We start from the raw sequence: 21,744 nt of genomic DNA, 5'->3' as shown, positions 1-21,744 counted from the left end.
CCGCCATCGCCATCGCCATCGCCACCGGCCGTCGCCATCGCCGCGAAAGCCGATAGCAAAGTGAAAATCGGGAAGCACGTCTGCTACCAGGCGTATCTCAGACCGGCATTGCCGCTCAAGGCATCGAAATCGTCGGCGAACTGATAATAGCCTCGCAGGAAGGCGGACCAGCCATCGGGCGCTGCCACGCTGAAACCGATCGACATGTCGCCAAAGGTCTCGCCCGGGTCGTCCGACACACCGAGAGCCGGGGTGAGCGGCGCGAAGATCGTGACGTCATTGTTGCCGGCGAATTCCTGCCACACGCTTGCCGTCACATCCGAGGAATAGACCACCTGGCTGACCGCCGTATATTCATGGCCGAGACGCAAGCCCAGCCTGCCGCGCACGCTCGTCTCGTCGTCGAACTCGACCGCGCCGCCGAAGATGTGGTCGATATCGTCGACTTCGGTATGGACGACCGCCAGCGCCGCCTGCGGCTCGATGAACAGGCCCTGATCGAGCGGGACCTTGTAGCCGGTGTCGATCTGTCCGCCGATATTGAGCACATCGGTATCGGCTTCTCCGTCAGGGGCGAGGCCGCCGGCATCGATATCGACATCGAGGAAGTCCGCCCTGACGATCGCATCGACATAGAAGGCGTCGTTCAGGTAGGTCGCATAGACGCCGGCCGAGGGGCCTTCGTATTTCCATTCGGTATTGGTCTGGTCGAAGTCGAGATCGGAGCTGAGATAGCCGCCCAGGACGCCGAACATCAGCACGTCGCCCGGGGCGCTTACATTCTCGGTGCCGAAGTCGTAGCCGCCCACAAGACCGAACACCGTCTGGTCGCGGTCGAGGACGACGTTGTTATCTGCATTCGCCTCGCGCTCGAGATAAGCGCCCACTCCCGTGAGCCAGAAGCCGGGCGTTACATTGGCAATCGGCGTCGGTTCGACCGGTTCGGCGAAATCGGCCACCGGCGTCACCTGGGTGCCCTTTAGCAGCGGGCGCAGATCGGCCTGGCGCCGCAACACCGTGGCGGTCGTCTGGTACCAGATGTCCTGCGCACCGGTGATGCCGGCGGCGAATTCGAAGGCGCCCGCACCGAGGCCGGTGGTGAACAACTCATGCACATCGTCGATCCCGCTCGTGTCGAGCCTGAGGTCCCAGGCGAAGAAGCCGGCATTGAGCACGCCGCCGGCTATGTTGAAGTTATCCTCGCTGGTGAAGCCATGTCCGATCACCCGAACCACCGGGATGCCCTCTTCATTGGGGGCGCTGCCGATCGGATTCGTCAGATGGACGAAGACATCGGTATTGCCGGCCGTCGTGCCGTTGATGACCAGCAGGTCGGACTTGCCATCAGGCGCCGGTGCGAGGAAGCCGTCGACGGCCAGCGCGCCCTTGACGCCGACATAGGTCGTCGACGAAACCGCGCCCATGGTGAAGGTATCGACATTGTTGCCGCCGTCGACCAGCGAGATCACACCGCCATTGTTGTTGAAGTTCTCGAGATCGACGAAGGTCACATTCTCGACAGCAGCAGGATCTTCCGCTGTGTGCACGACGCCGCGATTGTTGAAGGTGTCGTCACCGGCACGGAACTGCGAGTCCAGCCGCGCTTCGAAGACACCGCCATTGTTGTCGAAGGTGTCGTCCTGATCCGTGAGGTCGATGTAGCCGAGCGTCGTGCCGGTGTTCACGATCTCCGTCGAAGCGCCCTTGGCATCGATCGCCAGCAGCGAGTCCGCCGTCAGGAAGCCCGAATTGACCACATCGATATCGCTGTTGGCGATGAAGGCGGGATCCGTCGCCAGTGACAGGCCCGCTCTGCCGCCAAAGAGAGCGCCTGTGTTGTTGACGAGGATTCTGCTGTTGTCGCCATGCGCCGATGCACTGACGCCGGCTCCGTTTACATCCATGAGGCCGTTGTTGTTGACGACGAGCGAGCCCTTGCCATTCGTGCCGAGACCGTCGATGCCGCCGGTGCCGGTGAATGTGGTGACGTCAATGCCGTTTGTACCGTCCCCCGTGCCCAGGATATTGCCGTCATTGGTGATCGTCGCACGAGCGCTGCCGCCCGCGGCCGGGCCACCGCTGCCGCCCGTAGCGCTGCCGCCGGCGGCCGTCACATCAATGACACTCATCCCGGCACTCATGACGGTGAGTCTGCCGCTATTGGTGACATCGACGGTGGCCCTGCCGCCCGTCGCCTTGCCGCCCGTGGCGCTTACGCCCAGGCCACCATCACCGCCGGTCGCATCGCCGGCGATCGCCTGGACATAAATGCCCGGCGCCGCGCTGGCGATGTCGGCGCTGTTGTTTATAGCGACAGTGCTGTCGCCACCGACGGCATTGCCGCCATCACCGCCGACGCCGCCTGTCGCATTCGCCGTGCCGGCTTGACCATCATTGCCGCCAGCCGCGCCGAGATTATTGAAACCCGCATTAACAGCGCCGATATTGCCGCCGCTACCACCGGCTCCGGCAGTTCCGCCCGTGCCGGCACCGCCATTCCCGCCGCTCCCGGAAGCCGCCACGCCGCCCATCGCGATGATGCTGATCCCTGCCCCCGGAGTGATGAAGCTGCCGCCGGCTCTGATACTGACGTTGGCATCACCGCCGATGGCGTCACCACCCTTGCCGCCACTGCCGCCCACACCGGTAGCGTTGCCGCCATCGCCAGCGGCGCCACCGGCGCCGGCCGTTCCGCCTGTGCCGTCGCCACCTGCACCGCCAACCCCACCGGAGACATTGCCGCCAAGCGCCGTGACGGTGATGGCTGTCGTCCCCAAGGTCGTGGTGCCGCTATAGCCCACAGAGACATCGGCATTGCCGCCGGTGGCGCCGCCGCCATTGCCGCCATTGCCGCCCGAACCATTGGCATTGCCGCCCGTTCCGCCATTGCCGCCAGCCCCGGCACCACCAGCTGTGCCGTCGCCACCCGCGCCCCCCATACCGCCGGCGGCATTGCCGCCAAGCGTCGTAACCTCGATGCCGGTGGTTATTTCGCCGCTTGCCGTGATGATGATCGGGCCGGCGTTCCCGCCGATACCGGCACCGCCATTGCCGCCATCGCCGCCCGAAGCATCGGCACTTCCGCCAGCGCCGCCTGTGCCGCCGGCGCCCGCGACATTGCCGCTGCCTGAAACATCTCCGGCATCGCCACCCATGCCACCGGCACCGGCGACACCGCCAATCGCAAGGCCGCCCGCGCCGCCGACGCCGCCCGTCCCGTCGCCGCCGACCGACGCGACAAAGATACCCTCGACGCTTGCGGCCAACAAATTGAGCGTGATGGTACCCGTGCTGCCGCCCGTGCCGGCACCACCGGCACCGCCGGCCCCCCCTGAACCCGTCGCATCGCCGCCCTGGCCGCCATTGCCGCCAATGAGATTGTCGACAGCACCGCCATTGCCACCGGCCCCGCCGGCACCTGCGGTACCCCCAGTGCCAGCCCCGCCGTCGCCACCGGCGCCGCCCAGATTGGGAACCATGGCGCCACCGCCAACCGAAGTGACGACGACGACGCCCTCTACGTCACCACCCACAGCGACATTGATCGCACCGGCGTTGCCGCCTGTGGCGGCACCGCCGGCGCCGCCAGCGCCACCTGAACCATCCGCATCGCCGCCCGCACCGCCGCCAGCGTTATTGAATACCTGAACATCCGCCGGTCCAATAATGCCCGGTGTGCCGCCAGCACCACCATCGCCGCCGGTGCCGTCGCCACCGGTCGCACCGGCACCACCGATACTGTTACCGCCGACCGTCGTGATCAGGGCATTGGCTGTATCGCCCATCACCTCGATGCTGACCGCACCGGTGCTTCCGCCTGTGCCGACACCGCCGGCGCCGCCGGCACCGCCTGAGCCATTGGCACCGCCGCCTTGACCGCCAGCACCACCGGTCCCTCCGACACCCCCCGTGCCGGCGACGCCTTCGTCACCGGCACCGCCGATGACGGGTCCACCACCGGCACCGCCACCGACCGCGGTGATGATCAGGTTGTCGCCAATGTCGCCCCCCACATTGACAGTGATCGCACCCGTTCTGCCGCCCGTGCCCGCACCGCCCTGACCGCCGGCACCGCCCGCTCCATCGGCGCTGCCGCCGGCGCCGCCGGCACCGCCGATCCCTCCGACGCCACCCGTGCCGACACCGCCGACACCACCGGCGCCGCCGTTGACTGGTCCATCACCGGCACCGCCGCCGACTGCGGTGATGACGAGGCTGTCGCTTATGTCGCCACCCACATTGACATTGATCGCACCCGCGGTGCCGCCCGTGCCCGCGCCGCCCTGACCGCCGGCACCGCCCGTTCCATCGGCGCTGCCGTCGGCGCCGCCAGTGCCACCTGTGGCACTCTCTCCAATCGCGCCATCGCCGCCGGTACCAAACCCACCGACTGACGTGACGAGGATGTCGCCAATGATGTCGCCACTCGCATTGATAGCGGTCGCATCCGAATTGCCGCCCGTTCCGGCGCCGCCTGCGCCACCAGCGGCGCCAGCCGAGTCGGCTTTGGTCGAATATGGCAAAGCCAGCGCAAGTCCGCCGAGCAGAATGGTCGATGCCAGCGCCGTGCAGGAAAGAAGGGCCAAACGCCGCTGCTTCCCCAGCGCTTGGTTAACAAGCGCCGAATTCTTCAAACATCCCACCATGCCCAAGGGATAAATTACTTAAGGTTTATTTTTCTTTTCTAGACAACCGTCAGATGCAAATTAAACCGACATGTTGCATCTGCGCCACATGAAGGAAGGATTAATAGGAAGCAGATGGAATTTCTTCAGCTCCCTTTCACTCGGGTATGCGGCCTTGGGCTTCGCCGCACCCCAGGCGTATCTCAGACCGGCATTACCGACGACGGCGTCGAAACTGTCGGCGAGTGGCGGCGGCTTTGGGTGGCACCGCCTTCGCCAGAGCCCATTTCCTACCGAAAGATCAAGATTGTGTTCCATCGTGATACGTGCCGGCCGCGTGGCGCGATGCCACCCATATGGCCCGTCAACGGCATATACCGAAAGGCGTAAGTGCGTCGGCTGAACGATGTAGGCAACCTGGCTGAATAGTAAACGCTGCCGTCGCCTGCGAGAAACTCATCGTCGCACCATAATGCAAGATCATGGTGGCCTCCGTATTTGCGACAACAACGAAATCGGTGCCGCCAGTCGCCTCTTGCGTCACGAGGAGTACATCCATGAAGAGACTCATCATCGCGTCTGTCATGATTGCAGCGATGACGACCTTTGCGGCCGCGGCCAATAATGGCAACGGCAATGGCAATGGCAACATCGGCAACTTCAACGGCAACGGCAACGGCAACTTCAATCCGGGAAGCGGCAACGGCAACGGTAACGGCAACGGCAACGTCGGCAGCTTTAACGGCAATGTGAACGGCAACTGGAACTTTGGACCCGGCAACGGGAATGCGAACGGCAATGCCAATCTTGGATCCGGCAATGGCAACTTCAACGGCAATACCAATCTCGGCGCCGGCAACGGAAATCTGAATGGCAACGTCAACGCCAGTTCCGGTAATGGCAACTTCAACGGCAACCTCAACGCCGGCAGCTTCAACGGCATTGCTAACGGTAATTTCAACGGCTTTGGCGGTGGCGGCGGCCTGAACGGTAATGGCAACGGCAGCGGCAACCTGGGAAGTGGCAACGGCAACGGCAACGGCAACGCCAACCCGTAGCTTATGCTGCGTGCGACGAGCGGGACGCGCGGTCCGTAGTTGGACATTAAGTGTCTCGCAGCCTGGGCCGGCCCGCCCGCCGGCCCGGGCATCATGAAAAGAAGTACGAACACCGTTCATAGACGAGCGGCAGGCGTGGAGGAGCACATGAATATCGTATCAGCACTTGCCCTGTTTGTTGGGCTGGCGGCTTCGGCACCGGGTGGTGCCATGACCGTTCCGCCGGTTTCGCCGCCATCGCAAGGCGGGATCCTCTATCAGACGATCTCGGACAATCACGTTCCCTCCAATGCGCAGGTGCGCGGCGCCATTTTCGGAGGCAACGCCAACATCGGATACAAGAATTCCGGCCAGGGCAATATTGGAGCCTTCAATGGCGGCAGCGGCAATATTGGCGCTCTCAATGGGATTGGCAATGTCGATGCGACGAGCGGGAACAACAATATCGGCGGCGTCAATGGCAGCTTCAACACTGGTCAGAACAACGGCAATGGCAATATCGGCGGCCTGAACGGTAACTTCAATGGCGGTTCAGGCAATGGCAACAACAACATTGGATTCGGGAACGGAAATTTCAACGGCAACTTCAACCGAAATCCCTGACACCCGCATTGTTGCGATGCCGACGAACCCTTAGCTTTGCCTGACGGTTCTTCTCCGAACCCGTGCCTGCACCTCGGAGACCCCGGTGAAAGTCGGGGTCTTTCTATGTTTTGGACGAGAACCACACCTGCCGACGGAACCGATCAGGGGCAATCGCGGTCTCGCGCGCACCCTGGCGAAGTGCGGGATCTGCTCTAGAGACCGAGCTTGGGCAAGGAAGGAAGTGCGATGATTTGAGTACGATTGGCGACATCGCATTTCTTCATGATATTATGCAGATGAACCTTCACGGTTCCCTCGGACAAGCCAAGCTCGCGGGCGATTTGCTTATTCGGCATCCCGCATCGCAACAGAGCGATGATCTGCTCTTCCCGCACCGTCAGCTGGCCATGGGTTTTGCCGTTCACCAGCACTGGTCGGATCGCGGTGGCGAGTCCTTCCGTCGGTATGAACGTCCCCCCGGCCATCACCAGTCTAAATGCTTCTACCGCCACGTCCGCGGTTGAAGAGGTCGTTACGACGCCTTGCGCGCCAAGCCGCAGCGCTTCGCTGACGAAGCCCTGGTCGCAACTGTCGGTGAGTATGACAAGCCGGCAGGAATGGTCGATCTCGCGCAGCCTGGAGATTTCATCCAGTGCCACCTGGCGTGACTTGTTCGCCGCGCCCAGAATTATCAGATCCAGGTCGCGGTTCGAGCCGTCGATCAGAAGCTCTCCAATCGTCACATATCGCCTGACCGATACGCCACGGTATTTCAATAGCAGGTGCGATATACAGTCCCGCAGCAGACTTCTGGATTCCACCACGGCCACCAGACAGATCGTTTCACCCGAGCCTGCCGCATCGGATGCTGTTGGAATCTTCGGTGCAATCAGTTGATGAAAGTCTGCGTTCAGCCCGGTTACGTTTTGCCCCACGTCTTCCGGCGCGATCATTGCTGCCTCCCACAACGCATGAACAAACTTACTAACGCTACGCTATGTACGCACTAAGAGCAGTTGGCGTTTGGCCGACTGCACCAAACGTGGCTAGGAAGTCACTTAGAATGCGATGGGGATCACAGGGTTGCCTCTGAGCTCCACCACTCCTCGATCGCCGCCCCAAGCGGAGGATATGCCCAACTACGAGTCATATCACGTTGCGGAAGCAACTTAAAGTAGCTTAAACCATACATTAGGAATAAACTTGTGCTAAAGTGGCACACTAACATGCCTCGGCTATCGTGTTGGGAAGCTGAGACCGTTGGCGTGATCCGTCCCTCTCGGCAAAACCCCTGTTAAACCTGGCATTTTCGCGCTTCAACTTTTCAGCGCCGCAACATGCCGGAATGACAGAAGTCGCATGAGGCAAATTTGGACCAAACTCCGCCTCATCCTATGCATCCCCTTAAACATAATTTGAAATGCAACTTCATTCGAGATGCACCTTCGATCCCCGGGGCCCGATGGCGGCATGGACAAGGCGACCGAGAGAGCCACAGTCAGAACTACAATTCCGCGCGCCGGCGTCCAGCCATTCATGCGCCCTGACGCGCATGCACTGAACTGCGGCGACCTTGCCGCTCAAGCTTATATCAAAGGATATATTCGGCATGGCCTAAAGGCCTAAGCAACTTGGACGAGTAGTAAACACGCCCAGCCTCTGCGACAAAGAGCAACCATCGCTTTCTTTGTATCAGTGCGGGAGTTTGATGGGTGCCGGGAAAAGCGACGCTTGCGATTGCAGGGCCAGGACTCACACTCCCACCGCTGAGGAGCGCACTCATGAGGATGTTTCTAATTGCGTCCGCCGCGACCGTGGTCATGACGGCTGGCGCGGCGGCTGACAACAACGGCAATGGCAATGGCAATTTCAACATCGGCAACTTTAACGGCAACGGCAATGGTACCATCGTTCCATATCCTGGAGGCGGGAACGAAAGCAGCGGCCAGGGAAACGGGCGTGGCAATTTCAATATCGGCTCGGGCAACGGGAATGGTCCCGGCCTGTTGTATCTTTGCGGCGGTTCCGGCCAGCGCGACCGGCAGATTCCGTATTTGGATGAGCTCTGTGCGAGATCGGGCCAATAGCCCGCCAAAGAGCAACAATCAGATGGATCACTATCGATGAGTGAACGATCCATCATGAAGACTCGCAGGATGAAAACCCGCAGGCGATTTTCGGCAGACTTCAAGGCACGCGTTGCCTTGGAGGCGATCCGCCGGAACGCAACGGTCGCCGAGCTGGCGACCCGCCATGGCGTGCATCCAAATCTGATCAGCCAATGGCGGCGCTTGGCGATCAGCCGGCTGCCCATGGTGTTTGACTACAGGCCACCACGGGCGTTTTGACGCTTCCCGGCCCGAAAGCTCCGCACATTGGCGCGAACGCCACTCCGCCCGCCGTGTCGCCGCCGCGTCATCGGCCGGTCTGTTCCGGAGATTTCAGAAGCGCCAGCTCACCCCGGCTCGGACCGCGTGGAAGGTGTTCTTGACCTCAAGGTCTTCGAAGTAGGCCGCCGGGTTGATGACGTCGGTTGCTCGCACGTCCAGCGTGCCCAAGTCGGTATAGCGATATTCCGCCCTTATACTGAGATTGTCGGTTAACGCAGATTCAATGCCACCGCCAACGGTCCAGCCGACCTGAGTGGAGTCATCCGAGTCATGGTCCGCCATTCCTGGCTCCCCCGAGAACTCCAGCTCGGTGCCACCGATAGCAAGTCCGCCCGTGGCATAGATGAGCGCCCAGTCCATCGCAAAGCCGGCGCGCAAGCGAAGCGAAGCCAGCCAATCGATATCGCTTTCCAAGCGACCCACATCAGCAGTGCCCTGAACAGTCTTCGTCGAACCATCCATTCCGGAGTATTCGACATCCCCTTCCAGTCCGAGTAGCAGGCTTTCATGTTGGAACAGATAACCCGCGAATGCGCCTCCGACAAATCCGTCCCGGGTAAATGAATCGGCATCTTGATCTGCTGTCGCGAGGGCGGGAGACTTATCCAGATTGACGGATGGCTTATCCCATCCATAACCCGCCTGCAGGCCAATATAGGGTCCGGTCCAGTCGTACGCGGTCGGCTCGACAATGTCCGCAGCCTGAGCGCCCGAGCGCGTCAACAGTGACGCCGCAGCGGCAAGAAGTAGCCTCTTCATCACTATCCCCAGCAGCTTCCCCCTGGGCCGAGCCTCATATCACGGCGTGGGCCACCGGTAACCGCGATATCGATTACAAGGTCAACGATTCATGTATCCAGTCGCTTTACGACGACACATGAAAATGATCCACTGATTCGAAATCCCTGCCCACTATGGGGAAGTGACTCTTAGTCCACCGGCCTGAATCCCGTGGCCAGCACGAAGAGCTCCGCAGAGTCGGTGCGGCTGGCGCCCGGCTTCACATGGCGGACCGTCTCGAAATGCCGCTTCATCATCTTCAGCATCTCGCCCTCGGTGCCGCCGCGTAGAACCTTGGCCAGAAAGGTACCGCCGGGTCTCAGCACGCCCTTGGCGAAGTCGAAACCCGCCTCTGCCAGGGCTATGATCTTGAGATGGTCAGTCTGGCGATGGCCCGTCGCATGCGCCGCCATGTCCGACATCACCACATCGGCCTTCTCGCCGCCGAGCGCCTCGATCAGAAGCTGTGGCGCATCCTCGTCATAGAAATCCTTGTGGAAGATGACGACGCCCGGAATGGGGTCCATGCCGTGCATGTCGATGGCGATGACGCGGCCCTTGCCCTCCCTGGCCTTCACCCGGTCGGCCGCCACCTGCGACCAGCCGCCCGGTGCGGCCCCCAGATCCACCACCCGCCCACCGGGTTTCAGGAAGCGGAACTTGTCGTCGATCTCGCTCAACTTGAAAGCGGCGCGGGAACGGTAGCCGAGCTTCCTCGCTTCGGCCACATAAGGGTCGTTGAGCTGGCGTTCGAGCCAGACCTTCTGCGAAACGGTGCGGCCCTTGCCGGTCTTCACACGCACCTTGAGACGCCTCGAATTCTTGATCGTCGTGCCGCCGGGCCGGGTCATGCGAGACCTCCGGGTGTGGTTCCATAAGTGCCGTCGGATTTCATCATCAGCGTCAATATCCCTTCGCGCAGGCCCCGGTCGGCGACGCGGATGCGCGGCGTCGGGAAAGCATGGCAGATCTCTTCCAGAATGGCGCAGCCGGCAAGCACCAGATCGGCGCGGTCGCGCCCGATACAGGCATTGTCCATGCGCTCGGCATAGGTCATGGCCTGAAGCGTGAGGCAGACCTTGGCGATATCGTCGCGGGCGAGCCAGCAGCCATCGACCTTGGCCCGGTCGTAGCGCCTGAGGCCAAGCTGCACGCCGGCGATCGTCGTCACCGTGCCCGACGTGCCCAATAGATGCGCCGGCAAGCCGCCGCCCATTCCCCGGCGCACCCGCTCGGCGAACTCTGCGATCATCGGGCGCAGGAATTCGCGCATCGCCCGGTATTTGCCCTCATCGACATCGACGCCGCCGAAGCGCTCCGACACCGTCACGACGCCGGCGGCAAGCGACACCCAGGCGGCGATCTCAGGGCGGCCCTGCCGGTTGTCGAGCCACATCAGCTCGGTCGAGCCGCCGCCAATATCGAAGATGAGCGCGTCGGCCGCACCCGCCTCCATCAAGGGCTCGGCGCCGACGGCGGCGAGCTTCGCCTCCATCTCGCGCCCGATGATCTCGAGCTCGAGCCCGACCTCGTCCTGCACCCTGGCGATGAATTCGGCCCCATTGCCGGCCATGCGGCAGGCTTCCGTCGCGACCAGGCGACGGCGCCCGACCCGGTGCCAGGTCAGTTTGTTGGCGCAGATCCGCAGCGCCTCGATGGTGCGCTTCATCGCCGCCTCGCTCAAGGCGCCGGAGCCCGACAGCCCTTCGCCCAGGCGCACGATGCGCGAGAAGGCATCGACCACGACGAAGCCCTGAGGGTTCGGCGCGGCGATCAACAGCCGACAATTGTTCGTGCCGAGATCGAGGGCGCCATAATAGGCATCCCCGCGCTCCGGCCGTTGCTTCGGCGGGCCACGATGATCACCCCTGAAGGAGCCTTGGCTCCCGGAAGGGCTGTCGTGCCGCCGGCCACGGGCCTGGCCCGCGCCGCTTCTGGCATCCACCTGTCAAAACCTTTCGCCGGCCGTGCGGGCCTCGAGGCGAGCTTTTCCGCCGAAATCCGCCTGCACCGGCAATCCATTATGTTGGATCTAGATTAACAGCTTGGGCAGGCCAGTCAAAGTTCGGCCCACAAAGCGACAAACCGCAACTGTTTGTTAACGGCAAATTATCCGTTTGCCCCCTATTTTCCGTACTTTAGAGGCAACCAGTCATGCGTACTTTCGGCCCGAGGTGGTTCAAGAGCGACTCGCTGATCGCGGAGTATTCCGACCATTTCGGTCAGGCGGTGACGCGCCAGAAGCAGACGCTCGCCCTCAATGCCGCCAGGGTCGAGGCGGAACTCGCCTCCAAGGCCAAATCCGAATTCATCGCCAATATGAGCCATGAGCTCAGGACGCCGCTCAACGCCATCATCGGCTTTTCCGACATGCTGGGCACCCTCAACATCTCGGAGCCCAAAAGGGTCAACCAGTATTCGGGCTACATCAAACAGGCGGCCGACCACCTGCTCGCTTTGATCAACGGCATCCTGGACGTCACGAAGATCCAGGCCGGCTCCATGACCATCGAGCGCGAGCCGATGGATATCGCCCCCATCGCCCAGTCCTGCCTGCTCATCGTCGAGGCCAAGGCCAAGGAAAAGGACATCATGGTGGCGAGCGAGATCACGGCCGACATGCCGAAGCTCTATGCCGATCCCTTGAGGATCAAGCAGATCCTCATCAACCTGCTCGGCAACGCGGTGAAGTTCACCCCGAACAAGGGCCGCGTCTCGTTCCGGGCGAGCCCGGCGAGCGAGGGCTTCGTACGCCTCGCCATCGCCGACAATGGCGGCGGCATGTCGGTGTCCGATATCGAGACCGCGATGCGCCCCTTCGGCCAGGTCGATGCCGGCTTCAACAAGAAGCATGAAGGCACCGGCCTCGGCCTGCCGATCTCGGCGGCACTCGCCAAGCTCCATGGCGGCAGCCTCAGCATCGATTCCGAGAAGGGCAAGGGCACGCGCGTCAATGTGTTCCTGCCCGTCCACGACCTGACCCAGATCCCACCCCACAGCGCCCAAAGGCGCCATTGACCGGCGAGAGAGAGAACATGCAAGCGGCCCAGGTTCAGGCAGCGTCACGCTCGAGGAGTCCCGCCATCGACAGCGTCGAGCGCATCGGGCGTATCGTCGCGGTCACCGGCGCCCATGCCATCATCCTGCTCGACACCGCCGACGGCCAGTACCAGCACGCCTCCAGCCATTGTCCGGAGATCGGCACGCTGCTCAAAGTGGATACACTCCATTCCGTCACGCTGGCGCTCGTCTCGGCCTTGAGTTCGCCGATGCCCTCGCACGGACAAAGCGACCAGGAGCTGCGCATCATCGAGGTCGAGTTCATCGGAGAGTTGCCGAAAGACGAGCTGGGCAGGCCGAAATCCTTCCGGCGCGGCATTTCGAGCTATCCCTCGCTCCGCAATGTGGTGTTCCGGGCGAGCAAGGAGGAGCTCTCCAAGGCCTATGCCTGCGACACCGACACCTCCATCCGCATCGGCCATATCCAGCAGGACGCGTCCATCCCGGCGATGGTCAAGATCGACGAGCTGCTCGGCAAGCACTTCGCCGTGCTCGGCACCACCGGCACCGGCAAGTCCTGCTCGGTGGCGCTGATCCTCAGGCGCATCCTGGAAAAGAACCCGCAGGCCCATATCGTTTTGCTCGACGTCCACCGGGAATATGAGCAGTCCTTCAACGAATGGTCGGAAGTCATCACGCCCGAGAACATGACGCTGCCCTTCTGGCTGCTCAATTTCGAGGAAATCGTCGAGATCCTGATCGGCACCCAAGCGCATCGCGAGACGGATATCGAGATCCTGCGCGAGCTGATCCCGATCGCCAAGCAGCGCTACATGCAAAATCAGCGCAAGGACAAGGCGCACCTGCTGCGCACGCGCGATTCCGAAAGCGTGAATGTCGGCGTCGACTCCCCGGTACCCTATCGCGCCTCTGACTTGGTGGCGCTGCTCGAAGAGAGCATCGGCAAGCTCGACCTCAGGGGCGAACTCGCCCCCTACAAGCGGCTGAAGGCGCGCGTCGAGGCGATCTCACGCGACCCGCGCTATGCCTTCATGTTCGGCAATCTCACCGTCCAGGACACGATGGCGCAGACGCTGTCGCGCATCTTCCGGATCCCGGTCGCCGGCAAGCCGATCTCCATCCTCGAGCTCGGCGGCCTGCCGTCCGAGATCATCAATGTCGTGGTGTCGGTGCTGGCGCGGCTCGCCTTCGATTTCGGCCTGTGGAGCGGCGGCCAGATCCCGATCACCTTCGTGTGCGAGGAAGCGCATCGCTATGTGCCGATCGACCGCACGCTGGGTTTCGAGCCGACCAAGCGGGCGATCTCGCGCATCGCCAAGGAAGGCCGCAAATACGGCGTGTCGCTGTGTCTCGTGACGCAGCGCCCGGCCGAACTCGATCCGACCATCCTGTCGCAATGCAGCACGATCTTCTCCTTCCGCCTCAGCAATGAGCGCGACCAGGAGATCCTGAAAGCCGGCATCTCGGATGCGGCGAGGAGCCTTCTCGACTTCATGTCGACGATGGGCACGGGCGATGCCATCACTTTCGGGGAAGGCGTGGCGCTGCCGACCCGCGTCAAGTTCGACATGCTGCCCGCCCATGCGTGGCCCAAGAGCAACACCGCCTCCTTCACCGAAGGCTGGGCCAAGGAAGCGCCGAGCGAGACCTTCCTGCAGGACGTGGTGTCGCGCTGGCGTCAGCAGTCCTTCGGCTCCTACAGCGTCGATCCCGAACCGGCGGCCGCGCCGGCAACGGCCGAGCCGCAGCGGACGTCGGCGCCTCAGCGCCAGCCGGCCGCCGCCTATATGCCGCCGGGCGCCGGCCAGCCCGCCCCCATTCCCGATCTTCAGGGCCTCGGCTCACGGCTGCGCCGCACGCTGCCGCCCTTGCCGCAAGGCGACATGGTGGCCCCGCCGCCCGCCGATGCCGGCGCCGCCACCCAGCAGACCAGCATTTCGAACCTGCTCAAGCAGTTCCGGGCTTAGATCTTTCCCCCCAAGTCACCCCTCTCCCGTGTGCAGCATGGGAGAGGGGGAAGCTCATGCTGGTTATCCGGCGGGATACCCATCGCGCGACAGCTGGACGAGATCGGCCAGTGACAGGCTGTCGACGTCAAGGGCGGCGAGCAGATCGTTTTCGGCGAAGAAGTCGCGGCCATAAAGGGCCGAGAAAATCCTGATGCCTGATTCATGCAGCTCCGCAGGCCTGCCGGCGAGACGGCCGAGCTTCACCGTCATCACCAGGCCGAAGGGCACGTCCTCGAGTACGTAGCGGCTGTCGGCCGTCGTCGGCCCCGCGCCGCCATTGCCGGCCGCGTGCATCTCCTGGTTCATCTGCGAAATCGAGCTCACCGGAACATGGAAAGACAGATGGAAATGCTGGAAGATGGTGCGCACATCGAGACCGAGGGCCTTGGCAATGGCGAGCCGCTCCTCATCCAGCGCCTCGAGCAGCGCGCCCACTTTCGGGGTGACATTCTGGCCCTGGCTCCAGCTCTCGGCGCGCTCCATCCGTGTCAGATTGCAAAGCGCGATGCCCATATGGTTCTGCGGGTTGAGATTGCTGAGCGCGATCGCCATCAGGCTGCCGCGGTCGACGAAACGATCACCGAAGAGTTTCTGGCACAAAGCGAGCCCCTCGGCACTGCGCGCCGCCGGAACGGTCGCGAGATCGACCTTCTTGCGCACCGTGCTCACATTGACCTCGGCCGGGCCCTTCTGCCGGCCGGTGACGATGGTGGTGCCCCAGGCAACGATCGGCACAACGACGCCACGTTGCGCCAGCGCGCGGCCGAGATAGAGCGCGCCAAAGGAGGCGTGCGAGCTGATCACGACGGCCTGATCGGCGTGGATGAAGGGGGGCGATCGCGTCGAAGACGAATTTATGGCCATAGCCCGGGAGCGCGACGAAGAGCACATCAGCGGCCGCGACGAGTTCCCGGGCGTCGGCCGCGACTTTCGGATGGAACGTGCCTTCGATGGCGCCGGTCGCGGTCAATGTGACTCCGTTGGCCAGCGTCTTGGTGCGCTCGCCTGAGGGCGACCACAGCATGGCCTCATGGCCCATCTGCTCGAGAAGACAGGCCGTACCGAAGGCGATCGATCCGGCTCCAACAATTCCTACGCGCATTTTCTGATTTTCTCCGTGAAGGGGTCTATCTGGTTTTCTTGCTGAGATCGAAGGCGACGACCAGGAAGGCCTTGGCGCCCACGCGACCGGCGCTCACCAGCCCGTGCTCGACATCGGCGGCATAACGCGCCGTTTCGCCGGCGCATAGACGGGTTTCCGACCCGCCGCTCCTCACCGTGATCTCGCCCTCGGTGCAATGCAGATGCTCGACCGTGCCATGAGCATGCGGCTCGCTGATGAGCTGGCCACCGGGCTCGAAGCTCAGAAGATACCATTCGGTGATCGACACCATCGCAGCCGGCGACAGAATCTGCAGCGTGCAGGTTCCGTCGGCGCTGCGGATCACCGGCGTCGAATGCTCGGTCTGATGGTCGATGGCGCGCGTCTCATCGCTCGCCCCCGACAGGAGACTCGTCATGTCGAGACCGAGTGCGCGTGTCAGATGCCAGAGCGTGCCATAGGTCGGATTGGCGTCGCCGCGCTCGATCTCGGACAGCATCGAACGCGAGACGCCCGAGGCCCGCGCCAGCTCGGCCAGCGTCAGATTGCGCGCCTTGCGCTCAGCCTGGAGCTTCGGCCCGATGGCCGGCGGCTCACTCAAACTGAGCACTGGCGCCTTACTCGTCATGCCGCGACCGGCTCTCCCAAAGTGTGCATCAGGCGGTTAGCCCAGCCAAAGAGCGAACACGACAGAATGAGGTCGAGGATCTCCTCCTCGTCGAGGCCGGCACCCCGCAACGCCTGGATGTCGTCCGGCGTGGCGGTGGGAGGGCACTGCGACAATTTCATCGCGAAATCGAGGATCGCCTTGAGGCGTGGCTCGAGCTCGGCCTTGGCCCCGCTGGCGAAGACTTTGCTCATCGCCGCCTCGTCCTTGGCGAGCTGATTGTAGCGCTCGGCATGGACGGCGGCGCAATAAATGCAGCGGTTAACGACGGAAGCAGCGACGGCGCCCATCTCACGCTCGGCGCGCGACAGGCCCCCGCGGTTGTACATGATGGCATTGAAGAGCGGCGAGCGATGCTTCAGCGTCTCGGGATCATGCGCCAGCACCAGCACATAGTCCGAGATCTTGCGGTTGGAGGGCGTCACCTGCAGGGCGTCGAGCTGCGCCGGCGTCGCTTGATCGAGATCGACCGGCGTCACAAACGGACGCCATCCGGGAACAGTGATGGTGAAATCCTTGACAATCTGGCTCATTGGGTCCCCTTCATCAGGCGCAATCCCGCGACGACGCGGATCTGGTAGCTCACAAAGGCGACCAGCTCGGAGAGGCGGACGATATCGGGGCCGGAAATACCGGCCTTGGAGAGAAGCTCCATGTCGGCGCCCGAGGCCTTCTTGGGTTCACAAGCAACGAGATCGGTATGGCGGACGAGCGCTGACGTGCGCGCGTCGCTGCCGGTGCAGGAGAGCTCGGCCACGCGCTTCTCGGCATCGCCCGCTTTCGCCTCCTGCAAGAGCTTGCGGAAATGCTTGAGGAAGGCTTCATCGCCATTGAGGGCGGCGATGCGGCAGGCGAGTGCCGCGCGCAGTCCATGCGAAAGGCCGCCCGGCTCGGCGGGCTTCAGCGCTGCGTCATGCGTTTTGTGCGTCAGCTCGAAAATATCGGCACGTTTTCCGGCAACCGCCGCCAAGGGGCTGTCGGAAGCGATCCCCGCCAGCTCCAGCATCATATCCTTCATCTCAGTCCTCTTCTTTTAGCAGGTTCTTCCGCCGCCTCGTCCGGCACGTCACTGATCCGCCATTCGTCGCCCTTGAGCTCGGGCGTCGCATAGGCCAGGAGCCGGCGCCAATGCTCCTCGATATCCTCGCCATAGAATTTGGCGGCGATGGCGCGGGCGAGCCAGGCTGCCCCCTCACTGATGCCCGGAATATCGCCGCTGGTCTTGCCTAGACTGACGCTCGCGCCATAGTTGAAGCAGTGGATGCGCAAGAGCCAGGGAGCCTCGCCGGCGTTGCGCTCCAAAAAGCTGAAATCGTCGCCGAGATAAGGGAAATTCCCCAGCTGCTGCTGCTCGAGGCCATCGGGCGGCTCATAGCGGTCGCGCCACAGCGCGATCCTGTCGGCATAACCCGCGAGCTCGGTGCGGGCCAAGGGCTCGACCAGGAAGCCGGTGCCAAGGATGATGAAGTCGGTGGCGAGCCGCCTGCCCTCGCTCAGATCCAACACCACTTCGTCGCCGTGGAGGCGCGCCTTCTCGACGCCGGCGCCGAAATGGAAATAGGCATTCTCATGCCGGCTCACCCGCAAGGTCGAACCGCGCGGCGCCGGCGTCTGGGTGAGGAAGGAATAGTGCATGATGCGCCAACGCCACGCGTCGCTCAGATCCGAATAGGCGGCGGTGAAACCGAAGGAGCCGATGCCCATCAGCTTGTTGATGGTCGGCATGGTCTTGCGGCGCGCCAGGAGGCGGACCTCGGCGACGCCTGCTTCCAGCGCCTCGGCCGCATTGTCGACCGCGGAAGCGCCGACGCCGACCACGACCACGCGCTTGCCCTTCAGCGCCGTGAAGTCGATCGGGTCGGCGGAATGGGCCCAGTGGCTCCTGGGCAGGCCGTCGACGAAGGACGGGATATTGGCGCGCCCCGTTCCGTCGCGGCCGGTCGCCATGATCACCCGGCGGGCGAGCACCTTGTCTTCGCGCCTTCCCTGGCCCGCCAGATCGAGACGCAGGAAATCTCCCTCGGGCAAGATGCGTAGCACCTCGACCTCATTCTCGACGGGGAGATCGAGCACGTCGCGGTACCAGCGCAGGTAGTCGGCCCACATCGGGCGCGGAATCTTGTCGAGCGCCTCCCAGGCGGCATGCCCGAACTGCGCGACGAACCAGGCGCGGAAGGTGAGCGAGGCCATGCCATAGGCGGGGCCGGTCAACTGCTTGGGCGAGCGCAGCGTCTCCATGCGCGCGTAGGTCAACCACGGGCCTTCGAGACCCTTAGGCGCCTTGTCGAGAATGCGAAAATTGCGGATGCCGGCGCTGCGCAAGGCGAAGCTCGCGACGAGGCCGCACATGCCGCCGCCGATGATGATCACGTCATGGACGGGCTCGCCGCCCGGGGCTTCGCTGGGCACGACCCAGTTGGCCGGCGGCACGCACAGGCAGGCGAGATCGTCGCGCACGCGTTGCTCGAGCTCGGACAGGCTTGTCGCCATGGCGGCGCCGATGGAAGGAACAGTCACGCCGGCACCGCCTCATCGCGAACGACGGTCGCATTCTGCGGCTTCCAGCTGATCCACACATCCTCTCCATTCGCCGCCTCGGCATCGCCCAGATGGACGAGCGCGTTGAGGCGGGTGCCGTCGGCGACCTCGACCAGCATCGAAGTGTGATTGCCCTTGAAGACACGCTGGCGGATCTTGCCCGGCATCGCGTTCACACCATCCGCGGGCTTGGCCGAAAACTGGATCGCCTCGGGCCTCACCACGATGCAGGCGGCATCGCCCGCCTTGGCGGCATGGGCGGTTGTCGCGGCCTGGACCTCGAGCCCGTTCCAGCGCAAGGCGGTGCGGTCGCCCTCCTTGCCGATGACAGTCGCCTTCAGCAGATTGGCCTCGCCGATGAAGTTGGCGACGAAAACACTGTTGGGACGCGAATAGAGCGTGTGCGGGTCGCCCATCTGCTCGATCCGGCCGTTGTTCATGACGACGATGACGTCCGACATGGTGAGCGCCTCCTCCTGGTCATGAGTCACGAACAGGAAGGTCTTGCCCGTCGTCTCCTGAATCGCCTTCAGCTCGATCTGCATCTGCAGGCGCAGTTTCGCATCGAGGGCCGAGAGAGGCTCGTCGAGGAGGAGCACCTGCGGATCGGGGGCGAGTGCGCGCATCAGCGCCACACGCTGGCGCTGGCCGCCCGACAGCTCCTGCGGCAAACGCTCGGCGAAATCTTCGAGCCTGACCAGCGCCAGGAGCTCCATTACCCGGCGGTGGATGGCGTCGGAAGATTTGCCCTGCAGCTCGAGCCCGAACGCGATGTTGCGGGCGACATTCATGTGAGGAAAAAGCGCATAGTCCTGGAAGACAATGTTCACATTGCGCTTGTTGGGGGGCAAGTTCGTCACGTCCTTGCCGGCGAGCAGGATGCGGCCCGAATTCGGCGTCTCGAAACCGCCCAGCATGCGCAAGGTGGTCGACTTGCCGCAGCCCGAGGGGCCAAGCAAGCTCACGAACTTGCCGGGCTCGATCGCGAGGGTGAGATTGTCCACCGCCACCGCCTGGCCATAGGCCTTGGTGACATTCTCGAACTGAACGACCGGTTGCATCAGCGGCTCCTCGAACGGCGGGTCATATATTCGGCATAGAGGCCGACGGCGGCGGTGACGACGAGCACCAGCGTCGCCATCGCGTTTATCTCGGGCGACATGCCGCCCTGCACCTTCGCGAAGATCAACATCGGCAAGGTCGGGCGGTAGCCGCCAAGGAAGAAGGTGCGCACGAAATCATCGACGCTGAGCAGCACGCAGAAGATCATGCCGCCGAAGATGGCGGGACCCAGATAAGGCAACGTCACGCGGAAGAAGGCGACGACGCTGTCGGCGCCGAGATCGCGCGCCGCATCGACAAGATTGGGCGGCATCGAGCGCAGCCGCGTCAGCGCCATGACCACGACGAAAGGCACCGCATGCACTGTATGACCCAGCACGATGGCCGCGGTACCGGTCGGCAGGTCGATGGTCGAGATGAAGACGCGCAGCGAAATGGCCGAGATCATGCCGGGCACCACCGCCGGCAGGCAGGCGAGCGCGAAAAGAACGCCGCTCCAACGGCTCGAGGCCTGGGTGATGAGCATGGCGATCCATACGCCGATCACGGTGGCTGAGAGCGTGGTCACGGCCGCAATGACGATGGAATAGAGACAGGCCTGGAGGAACTGCCGGTCCTGCATGACCTGCGCGTACCAGCGCAAGGTCCAGTCGCCGATCGGAAAGGCGATGAAATTCGCGTCCTTGAAGCTCATCGCCATCATGAGGGTGAGCGGCACCAGCAGATAGAGCACGAAGGCCCAGTAGCCCATGGTGAGCAAGGTGCGGGGAATGTCGGTGAAATAGGCTCGCATCACATCAACTTCGTCGCTTTGCCGCCGACCAGGCGCATGAAGATGCCGGCCGTGGTCAGGGCCGAGACGAGCATGATCAAGGCGAAGGCGGCACCGACCGGCCATTTGTCGCTGGCGCCATGGAAGAAGCCGCTGATCGTCTCGGGGAACATGACCGTGGTCGGCCCGCCGAGCAGCATCGGTGTGGCGAAGACTCCGATGCAGGTGAGAAAGACCAGGCTGCAGCCCGAGACGATGCCGTCGCGCGACAGTGGCAGCACGATGCGGCGGAAGCGTGTGACGGGCCCTGCCCCCAGATCGGCCGCGGCGTCGAGCAGATGCTTGGGGATCTTCTCGATCGAGGAATAGAGCGGCAGCAGCATATAGAGGCAGATCAGATAGACGAGGCCGAAGCCCAGCGAAAACGAGGTGTAGAGCATCGGGATCGGCCGGTCGATGAGACCGATATCGCGCAGGAGCACATTCAAGGCGCCGCGATTGGCGAGCAGCATGATGACCGAGAAGGTGCGGATGAGCTCGCCTGCCCAGAAGGGCACGAGAATGAGCAGAAGCGCCTTGGAGCGCCGGTCCGGCCTGACGATCTTGGCTACGTAATAGGCGACCGGAAAGACGACGATGAGAGTGATCGCGGTTGCCGCCAGCGAGAAGATGAAGCTCCTGATGAGCGGCATGAAGTAGATCGATTCCGAGAAGAAGATCCCATAGTTCGCGAGCGTGTAGCTCGCGTCGCGCCCCTGCTGCAGCGGGTATTGCGCAAGGAAGCTGATCTTCGCCATCTGGTAGATGGGACCGATATGCATGACGAGCAGCCAGAGGAGCGGCACGCCGGCAAGCAGGATCATCCGCCCCGTCCGGCTCGCAACCGCGGCGCCGAGCGTTGCCTGATAGAGGCGCGAATTGACGATGCGGCTGTAATTCGTCGAATAGCGCGGTATCGATCGAACTGGGCCGGCGTCCCCCGCATTTCCCCCTCTCCCGCTTGCGGGAGAGGGTGGCCGAAGGCCGGGTGAGGGTGTGTTGTTTGCGAGCATCGTCACACTTGAAGAGACCGATTGAGCCAATTCCGCTCTTTCATGAGGCGTCATTGCAGCTGACGGACACCCTCATCCGCCCT

Annotated in this window: 18 protein-coding genes and 1 pseudogene; 6 read left to right on the top strand and 13 right to left on the bottom strand. The window is 63.2% G+C overall.

What is annotated here, in order from left to right; translation table 11 throughout:
- Nucleotides 1-83 precede the first annotated feature (83 nt).
- Nucleotides 84-4,586, bottom strand: a complete 4,503-nt coding sequence (locus G5V57_RS35000) for an autotransporter outer membrane beta-barrel domain-containing protein (RefSeq protein WP_165169961.1) — start codon at nucleotides 4,584-4,586, stop codon at nucleotides 84-86.
- A gap of 596 nt (nucleotides 4,587-5,182) precedes the next feature.
- On the opposite strand from G5V57_RS35000, the gene G5V57_RS33980 reads away from it, so the two are divergent.
- Together G5V57_RS33980 and G5V57_RS23540 are read left to right on the top strand one after the other, a co-directional pair.
- Nucleotides 5,183-5,683 carry a hypothetical protein gene (locus G5V57_RS33980; protein WP_206530092.1) on the top strand — a complete coding sequence of 167 codons (501 nt, stop codon included), beginning with the start codon at nucleotides 5,183-5,185 and terminating at the stop codon, nucleotides 5,681-5,683.
- A gap of 147 nt (nucleotides 5,684-5,830) precedes the next feature.
- Entirely contained in the window at nucleotides 5,831-6,286 is a 456-nt protein-coding gene (locus tag G5V57_RS23540) for a hypothetical protein (protein ID WP_165169960.1), read from the top strand.
- 194 nt (nucleotides 6,287-6,480) lie between these two features.
- Here G5V57_RS23540 and G5V57_RS23535 read toward each other — a convergent pair whose 3' ends face one another.
- Entirely contained in the window at nucleotides 6,481-7,221 is a 741-nt protein-coding gene (locus G5V57_RS23535) for a response regulator transcription factor (protein ID WP_165169959.1), read from the bottom strand.
- Nucleotides 7,222-8,049: 828 nt separating this feature from the next.
- On the opposite strand from G5V57_RS23535, the gene G5V57_RS23530 reads away from it, so the two are divergent.
- Together G5V57_RS23530 and G5V57_RS23525 are read left to right on the top strand one after the other, a co-directional pair.
- Entirely contained in the window at nucleotides 8,050-8,355 is a 306-nt protein-coding gene (locus tag G5V57_RS23530; protein ID WP_165165510.1) for a hypothetical protein, read from the top strand.
- Nucleotides 8,356-8,391: 36 nt separating this feature from the next.
- Nucleotides 8,392-8,616 (top strand): transposase, encoded by a 225-nt coding sequence (locus G5V57_RS23525; RefSeq protein WP_165169958.1) that lies wholly within the window; start codon nucleotides 8,392-8,394, stop codon nucleotides 8,614-8,616.
- Between the two features lie 93 nt (nucleotides 8,617-8,709).
- On the opposite strand, the gene G5V57_RS23520 is transcribed toward G5V57_RS23525, so the two are convergent.
- The 3 genes from G5V57_RS23520 to G5V57_RS23510 all read right to left on the bottom strand — a co-directional run bounded on the left by G5V57_RS23520 (nucleotide 8,710) and on the right by G5V57_RS23510 (nucleotide 11,383).
- Complete coding sequence (locus G5V57_RS23520) at nucleotides 8,710-9,417, bottom strand: outer membrane protein (RefSeq protein WP_165169957.1); 708 nt, start codon at nucleotides 9,415-9,417, stop codon at nucleotides 8,710-8,712.
- 170 nt (nucleotides 9,418-9,587) lie between these two features.
- Entirely contained in the window at nucleotides 9,588-10,289 is a 702-nt protein-coding gene (locus G5V57_RS23515; RefSeq protein ID WP_165169956.1) for an RlmE family RNA methyltransferase, read from the bottom strand.
- Nucleotides 10,286-11,383, bottom strand: a complete 1,098-nt coding sequence (locus G5V57_RS23510; RefSeq protein WP_165169955.1) for a Ppx/GppA phosphatase family protein — start codon at nucleotides 11,381-11,383, stop codon at nucleotides 10,286-10,288. Before G5V57_RS23510 ends, G5V57_RS23515 begins: the two co-directional genes overlap by 4 nt.
- Nucleotides 11,384-11,592: 209 nt before the next feature.
- Here G5V57_RS23510 and G5V57_RS23505 point away from each other — a divergent pair, with 209 nt between their 5' ends.
- On the top strand, nucleotides 11,593-12,456 hold the full coding sequence (locus tag G5V57_RS23505) for a HAMP domain-containing sensor histidine kinase (RefSeq protein WP_165169954.1): 864 nt from the start codon (nucleotides 11,593-11,595) through the stop codon (nucleotides 12,454-12,456).
- A 17-nt stretch (nucleotides 12,457-12,473) separates the two neighbouring features.
- The gene (locus tag G5V57_RS23500; RefSeq protein WP_165169953.1) at nucleotides 12,474-14,426 is read left to right on the top strand and encodes an ATP-binding protein; all 1,953 of its coding nucleotides are present in this window, start codon (nucleotides 12,474-12,476) and stop codon (nucleotides 14,424-14,426) included.
- Between the two features lie 63 nt (nucleotides 14,427-14,489).
- On the opposite strand, the pseudogene G5V57_RS23495 reads toward G5V57_RS23500, so the two are convergent.
- The 8 genes and pseudogenes from G5V57_RS23495 to G5V57_RS23460 form a co-directional block, all read right to left on the bottom strand.
- A pseudogene (locus tag G5V57_RS23495) lies at nucleotides 14,490-15,570 on the bottom strand (NAD/NADP octopine/nopaline dehydrogenase family protein).
- A gap of 25 nt (nucleotides 15,571-15,595) precedes the next feature.
- Nucleotides 15,596-16,198: a helix-turn-helix domain-containing protein gene (locus G5V57_RS23490; protein WP_165169952.1), complete on the bottom strand. Its 603-nt coding sequence runs from the start codon at nucleotides 16,196-16,198 to the stop codon at nucleotides 15,596-15,598.
- Entirely contained in the window at nucleotides 16,195-16,770 is a 576-nt protein-coding gene (locus G5V57_RS23485; protein WP_165169951.1) for a peroxidase-related enzyme, read from the bottom strand. Before G5V57_RS23485 ends, G5V57_RS23490 begins: the two co-directional genes overlap by 4 nt.
- Complete coding sequence (locus tag G5V57_RS23480) at nucleotides 16,767-17,255, bottom strand: CMD domain-containing protein (RefSeq protein ID WP_165169950.1); 489 nt, start codon at nucleotides 17,253-17,255, stop codon at nucleotides 16,767-16,769. The genes G5V57_RS23485 and G5V57_RS23480 overlap by 4 nt, the downstream gene beginning before the upstream one ends.
- Nucleotides 17,252-18,727 carry an NAD(P)-binding domain-containing protein gene (locus G5V57_RS23475; RefSeq protein ID WP_165174236.1) on the bottom strand — a complete coding sequence of 492 codons (1,476 nt, stop codon included), beginning with the start codon at nucleotides 18,725-18,727 and terminating at the stop codon, nucleotides 17,252-17,254. The genes G5V57_RS23480 and G5V57_RS23475 overlap by 4 nt, the downstream gene beginning before the upstream one ends.
- A gap of 23 nt (nucleotides 18,728-18,750) precedes the next feature.
- On the bottom strand, nucleotides 18,751-19,836 hold the full coding sequence (locus G5V57_RS23470; RefSeq protein WP_165169949.1) for an ABC transporter ATP-binding protein: 1,086 nt from the start codon (nucleotides 19,834-19,836) through the stop codon (nucleotides 18,751-18,753).
- On the bottom strand, nucleotides 19,836-20,630 hold the full coding sequence (locus G5V57_RS23465) for an ABC transporter permease (protein ID WP_165174235.1): 795 nt from the start codon (nucleotides 20,628-20,630) through the stop codon (nucleotides 19,836-19,838). The genes G5V57_RS23470 and G5V57_RS23465 overlap by 1 nt, the downstream gene beginning before the upstream one ends.
- Nucleotides 20,630-21,472, bottom strand: a complete 843-nt coding sequence (locus tag G5V57_RS23460) for an ABC transporter permease (RefSeq protein WP_246737337.1) — start codon at nucleotides 21,470-21,472, stop codon at nucleotides 20,630-20,632. Before G5V57_RS23460 ends, G5V57_RS23465 begins: the two co-directional genes overlap by 1 nt.
- Between the last annotated feature and the right edge of the window lie 272 nt (nucleotides 21,473-21,744).

The sequence above is a fragment of the Nordella sp. HKS 07 genome (genome assembly GCF_011046735.1).
Classification (GTDB): domain Bacteria; phylum Pseudomonadota; class Alphaproteobacteria; order Rhizobiales; family Aestuariivirgaceae; genus Taklimakanibacter.
The sequence above is the reverse complement of the archived record's forward strand: the minus strand, read 5'-3'. Positions and strand labels throughout refer to the sequence as shown.

Excerpts from the sequence above, each read along its gene's own strand:
- G5V57_RS33980 (WP_206530092.1), top strand. The coding sequence starts at position 5,183 with ATGAAGAGACTCATCATCGCGTCTGTCATGATTGCAGCGATGACGACC.
- G5V57_RS23540 (WP_165169960.1), top strand. The coding sequence starts at position 5,831 with ATGAATATCGTATCAGCACTTGCCCTGTTTGTTGGGCTGGCGGCTTCG.
- G5V57_RS23535 (WP_165169959.1), bottom strand. The coding sequence starts at position 7,221 with ATGATCGCGCCGGAAGACGTGGGGCAAAACGTAACCGGGCTGAACGCA.
- G5V57_RS23530 (WP_165165510.1), top strand. The coding sequence starts at position 8,050 with ATGAGGATGTTTCTAATTGCGTCCGCCGCGACCGTGGTCATGACGGCT.
- G5V57_RS23525 (WP_165169958.1), top strand. The coding sequence starts at position 8,392 with ATGAGTGAACGATCCATCATGAAGACTCGCAGGATGAAAACCCGCAGG.
- G5V57_RS23520 (WP_165169957.1), bottom strand. The coding sequence starts at position 9,417 with ATGAAGAGGCTACTTCTTGCCGCTGCGGCGTCACTGTTGACGCGCTCG.
- G5V57_RS23515 (WP_165169956.1), bottom strand. The coding sequence starts at position 10,289 with ATGACCCGGCCCGGCGGCACGACGATCAAGAATTCGAGGCGTCTCAAG.
- G5V57_RS23505 (WP_165169954.1), top strand. The coding sequence starts at position 11,593 with ATGCGTACTTTCGGCCCGAGGTGGTTCAAGAGCGACTCGCTGATCGCG.
- G5V57_RS23500 (WP_165169953.1), top strand. The coding sequence starts at position 12,474 with ATGCAAGCGGCCCAGGTTCAGGCAGCGTCACGCTCGAGGAGTCCCGCC.
- G5V57_RS23490 (WP_165169952.1), bottom strand. The coding sequence starts at position 16,198 with ATGACGAGTAAGGCGCCAGTGCTCAGTTTGAGTGAGCCGCCGGCCATC.
- G5V57_RS23485 (WP_165169951.1), bottom strand. The coding sequence starts at position 16,770 with ATGAGCCAGATTGTCAAGGATTTCACCATCACTGTTCCCGGATGGCGT.
- G5V57_RS23480 (WP_165169950.1), bottom strand. The coding sequence starts at position 17,255 with ATGAAGGATATGATGCTGGAGCTGGCGGGGATCGCTTCCGACAGCCCC.
- G5V57_RS23475 (WP_165174236.1), bottom strand. The coding sequence starts at position 18,727 with ATGGCGACAAGCCTGTCCGAGCTCGAGCAACGCGTGCGCGACGATCTC.
- G5V57_RS23470 (WP_165169949.1), bottom strand. The coding sequence starts at position 19,836 with ATGCAACCGGTCGTTCAGTTCGAGAATGTCACCAAGGCCTATGGCCAG.
- G5V57_RS23465 (WP_165174235.1), bottom strand. The coding sequence starts at position 20,630 with ATGCGAGCCTATTTCACCGACATTCCCCGCACCTTGCTCACCATGGGC.
- G5V57_RS23460 (WP_246737337.1), bottom strand. The coding sequence starts at position 21,472 with ATGATCCTGCTTGCCGGCGTGCCGCTCCTCTGGCTGCTCGTCATGCAT.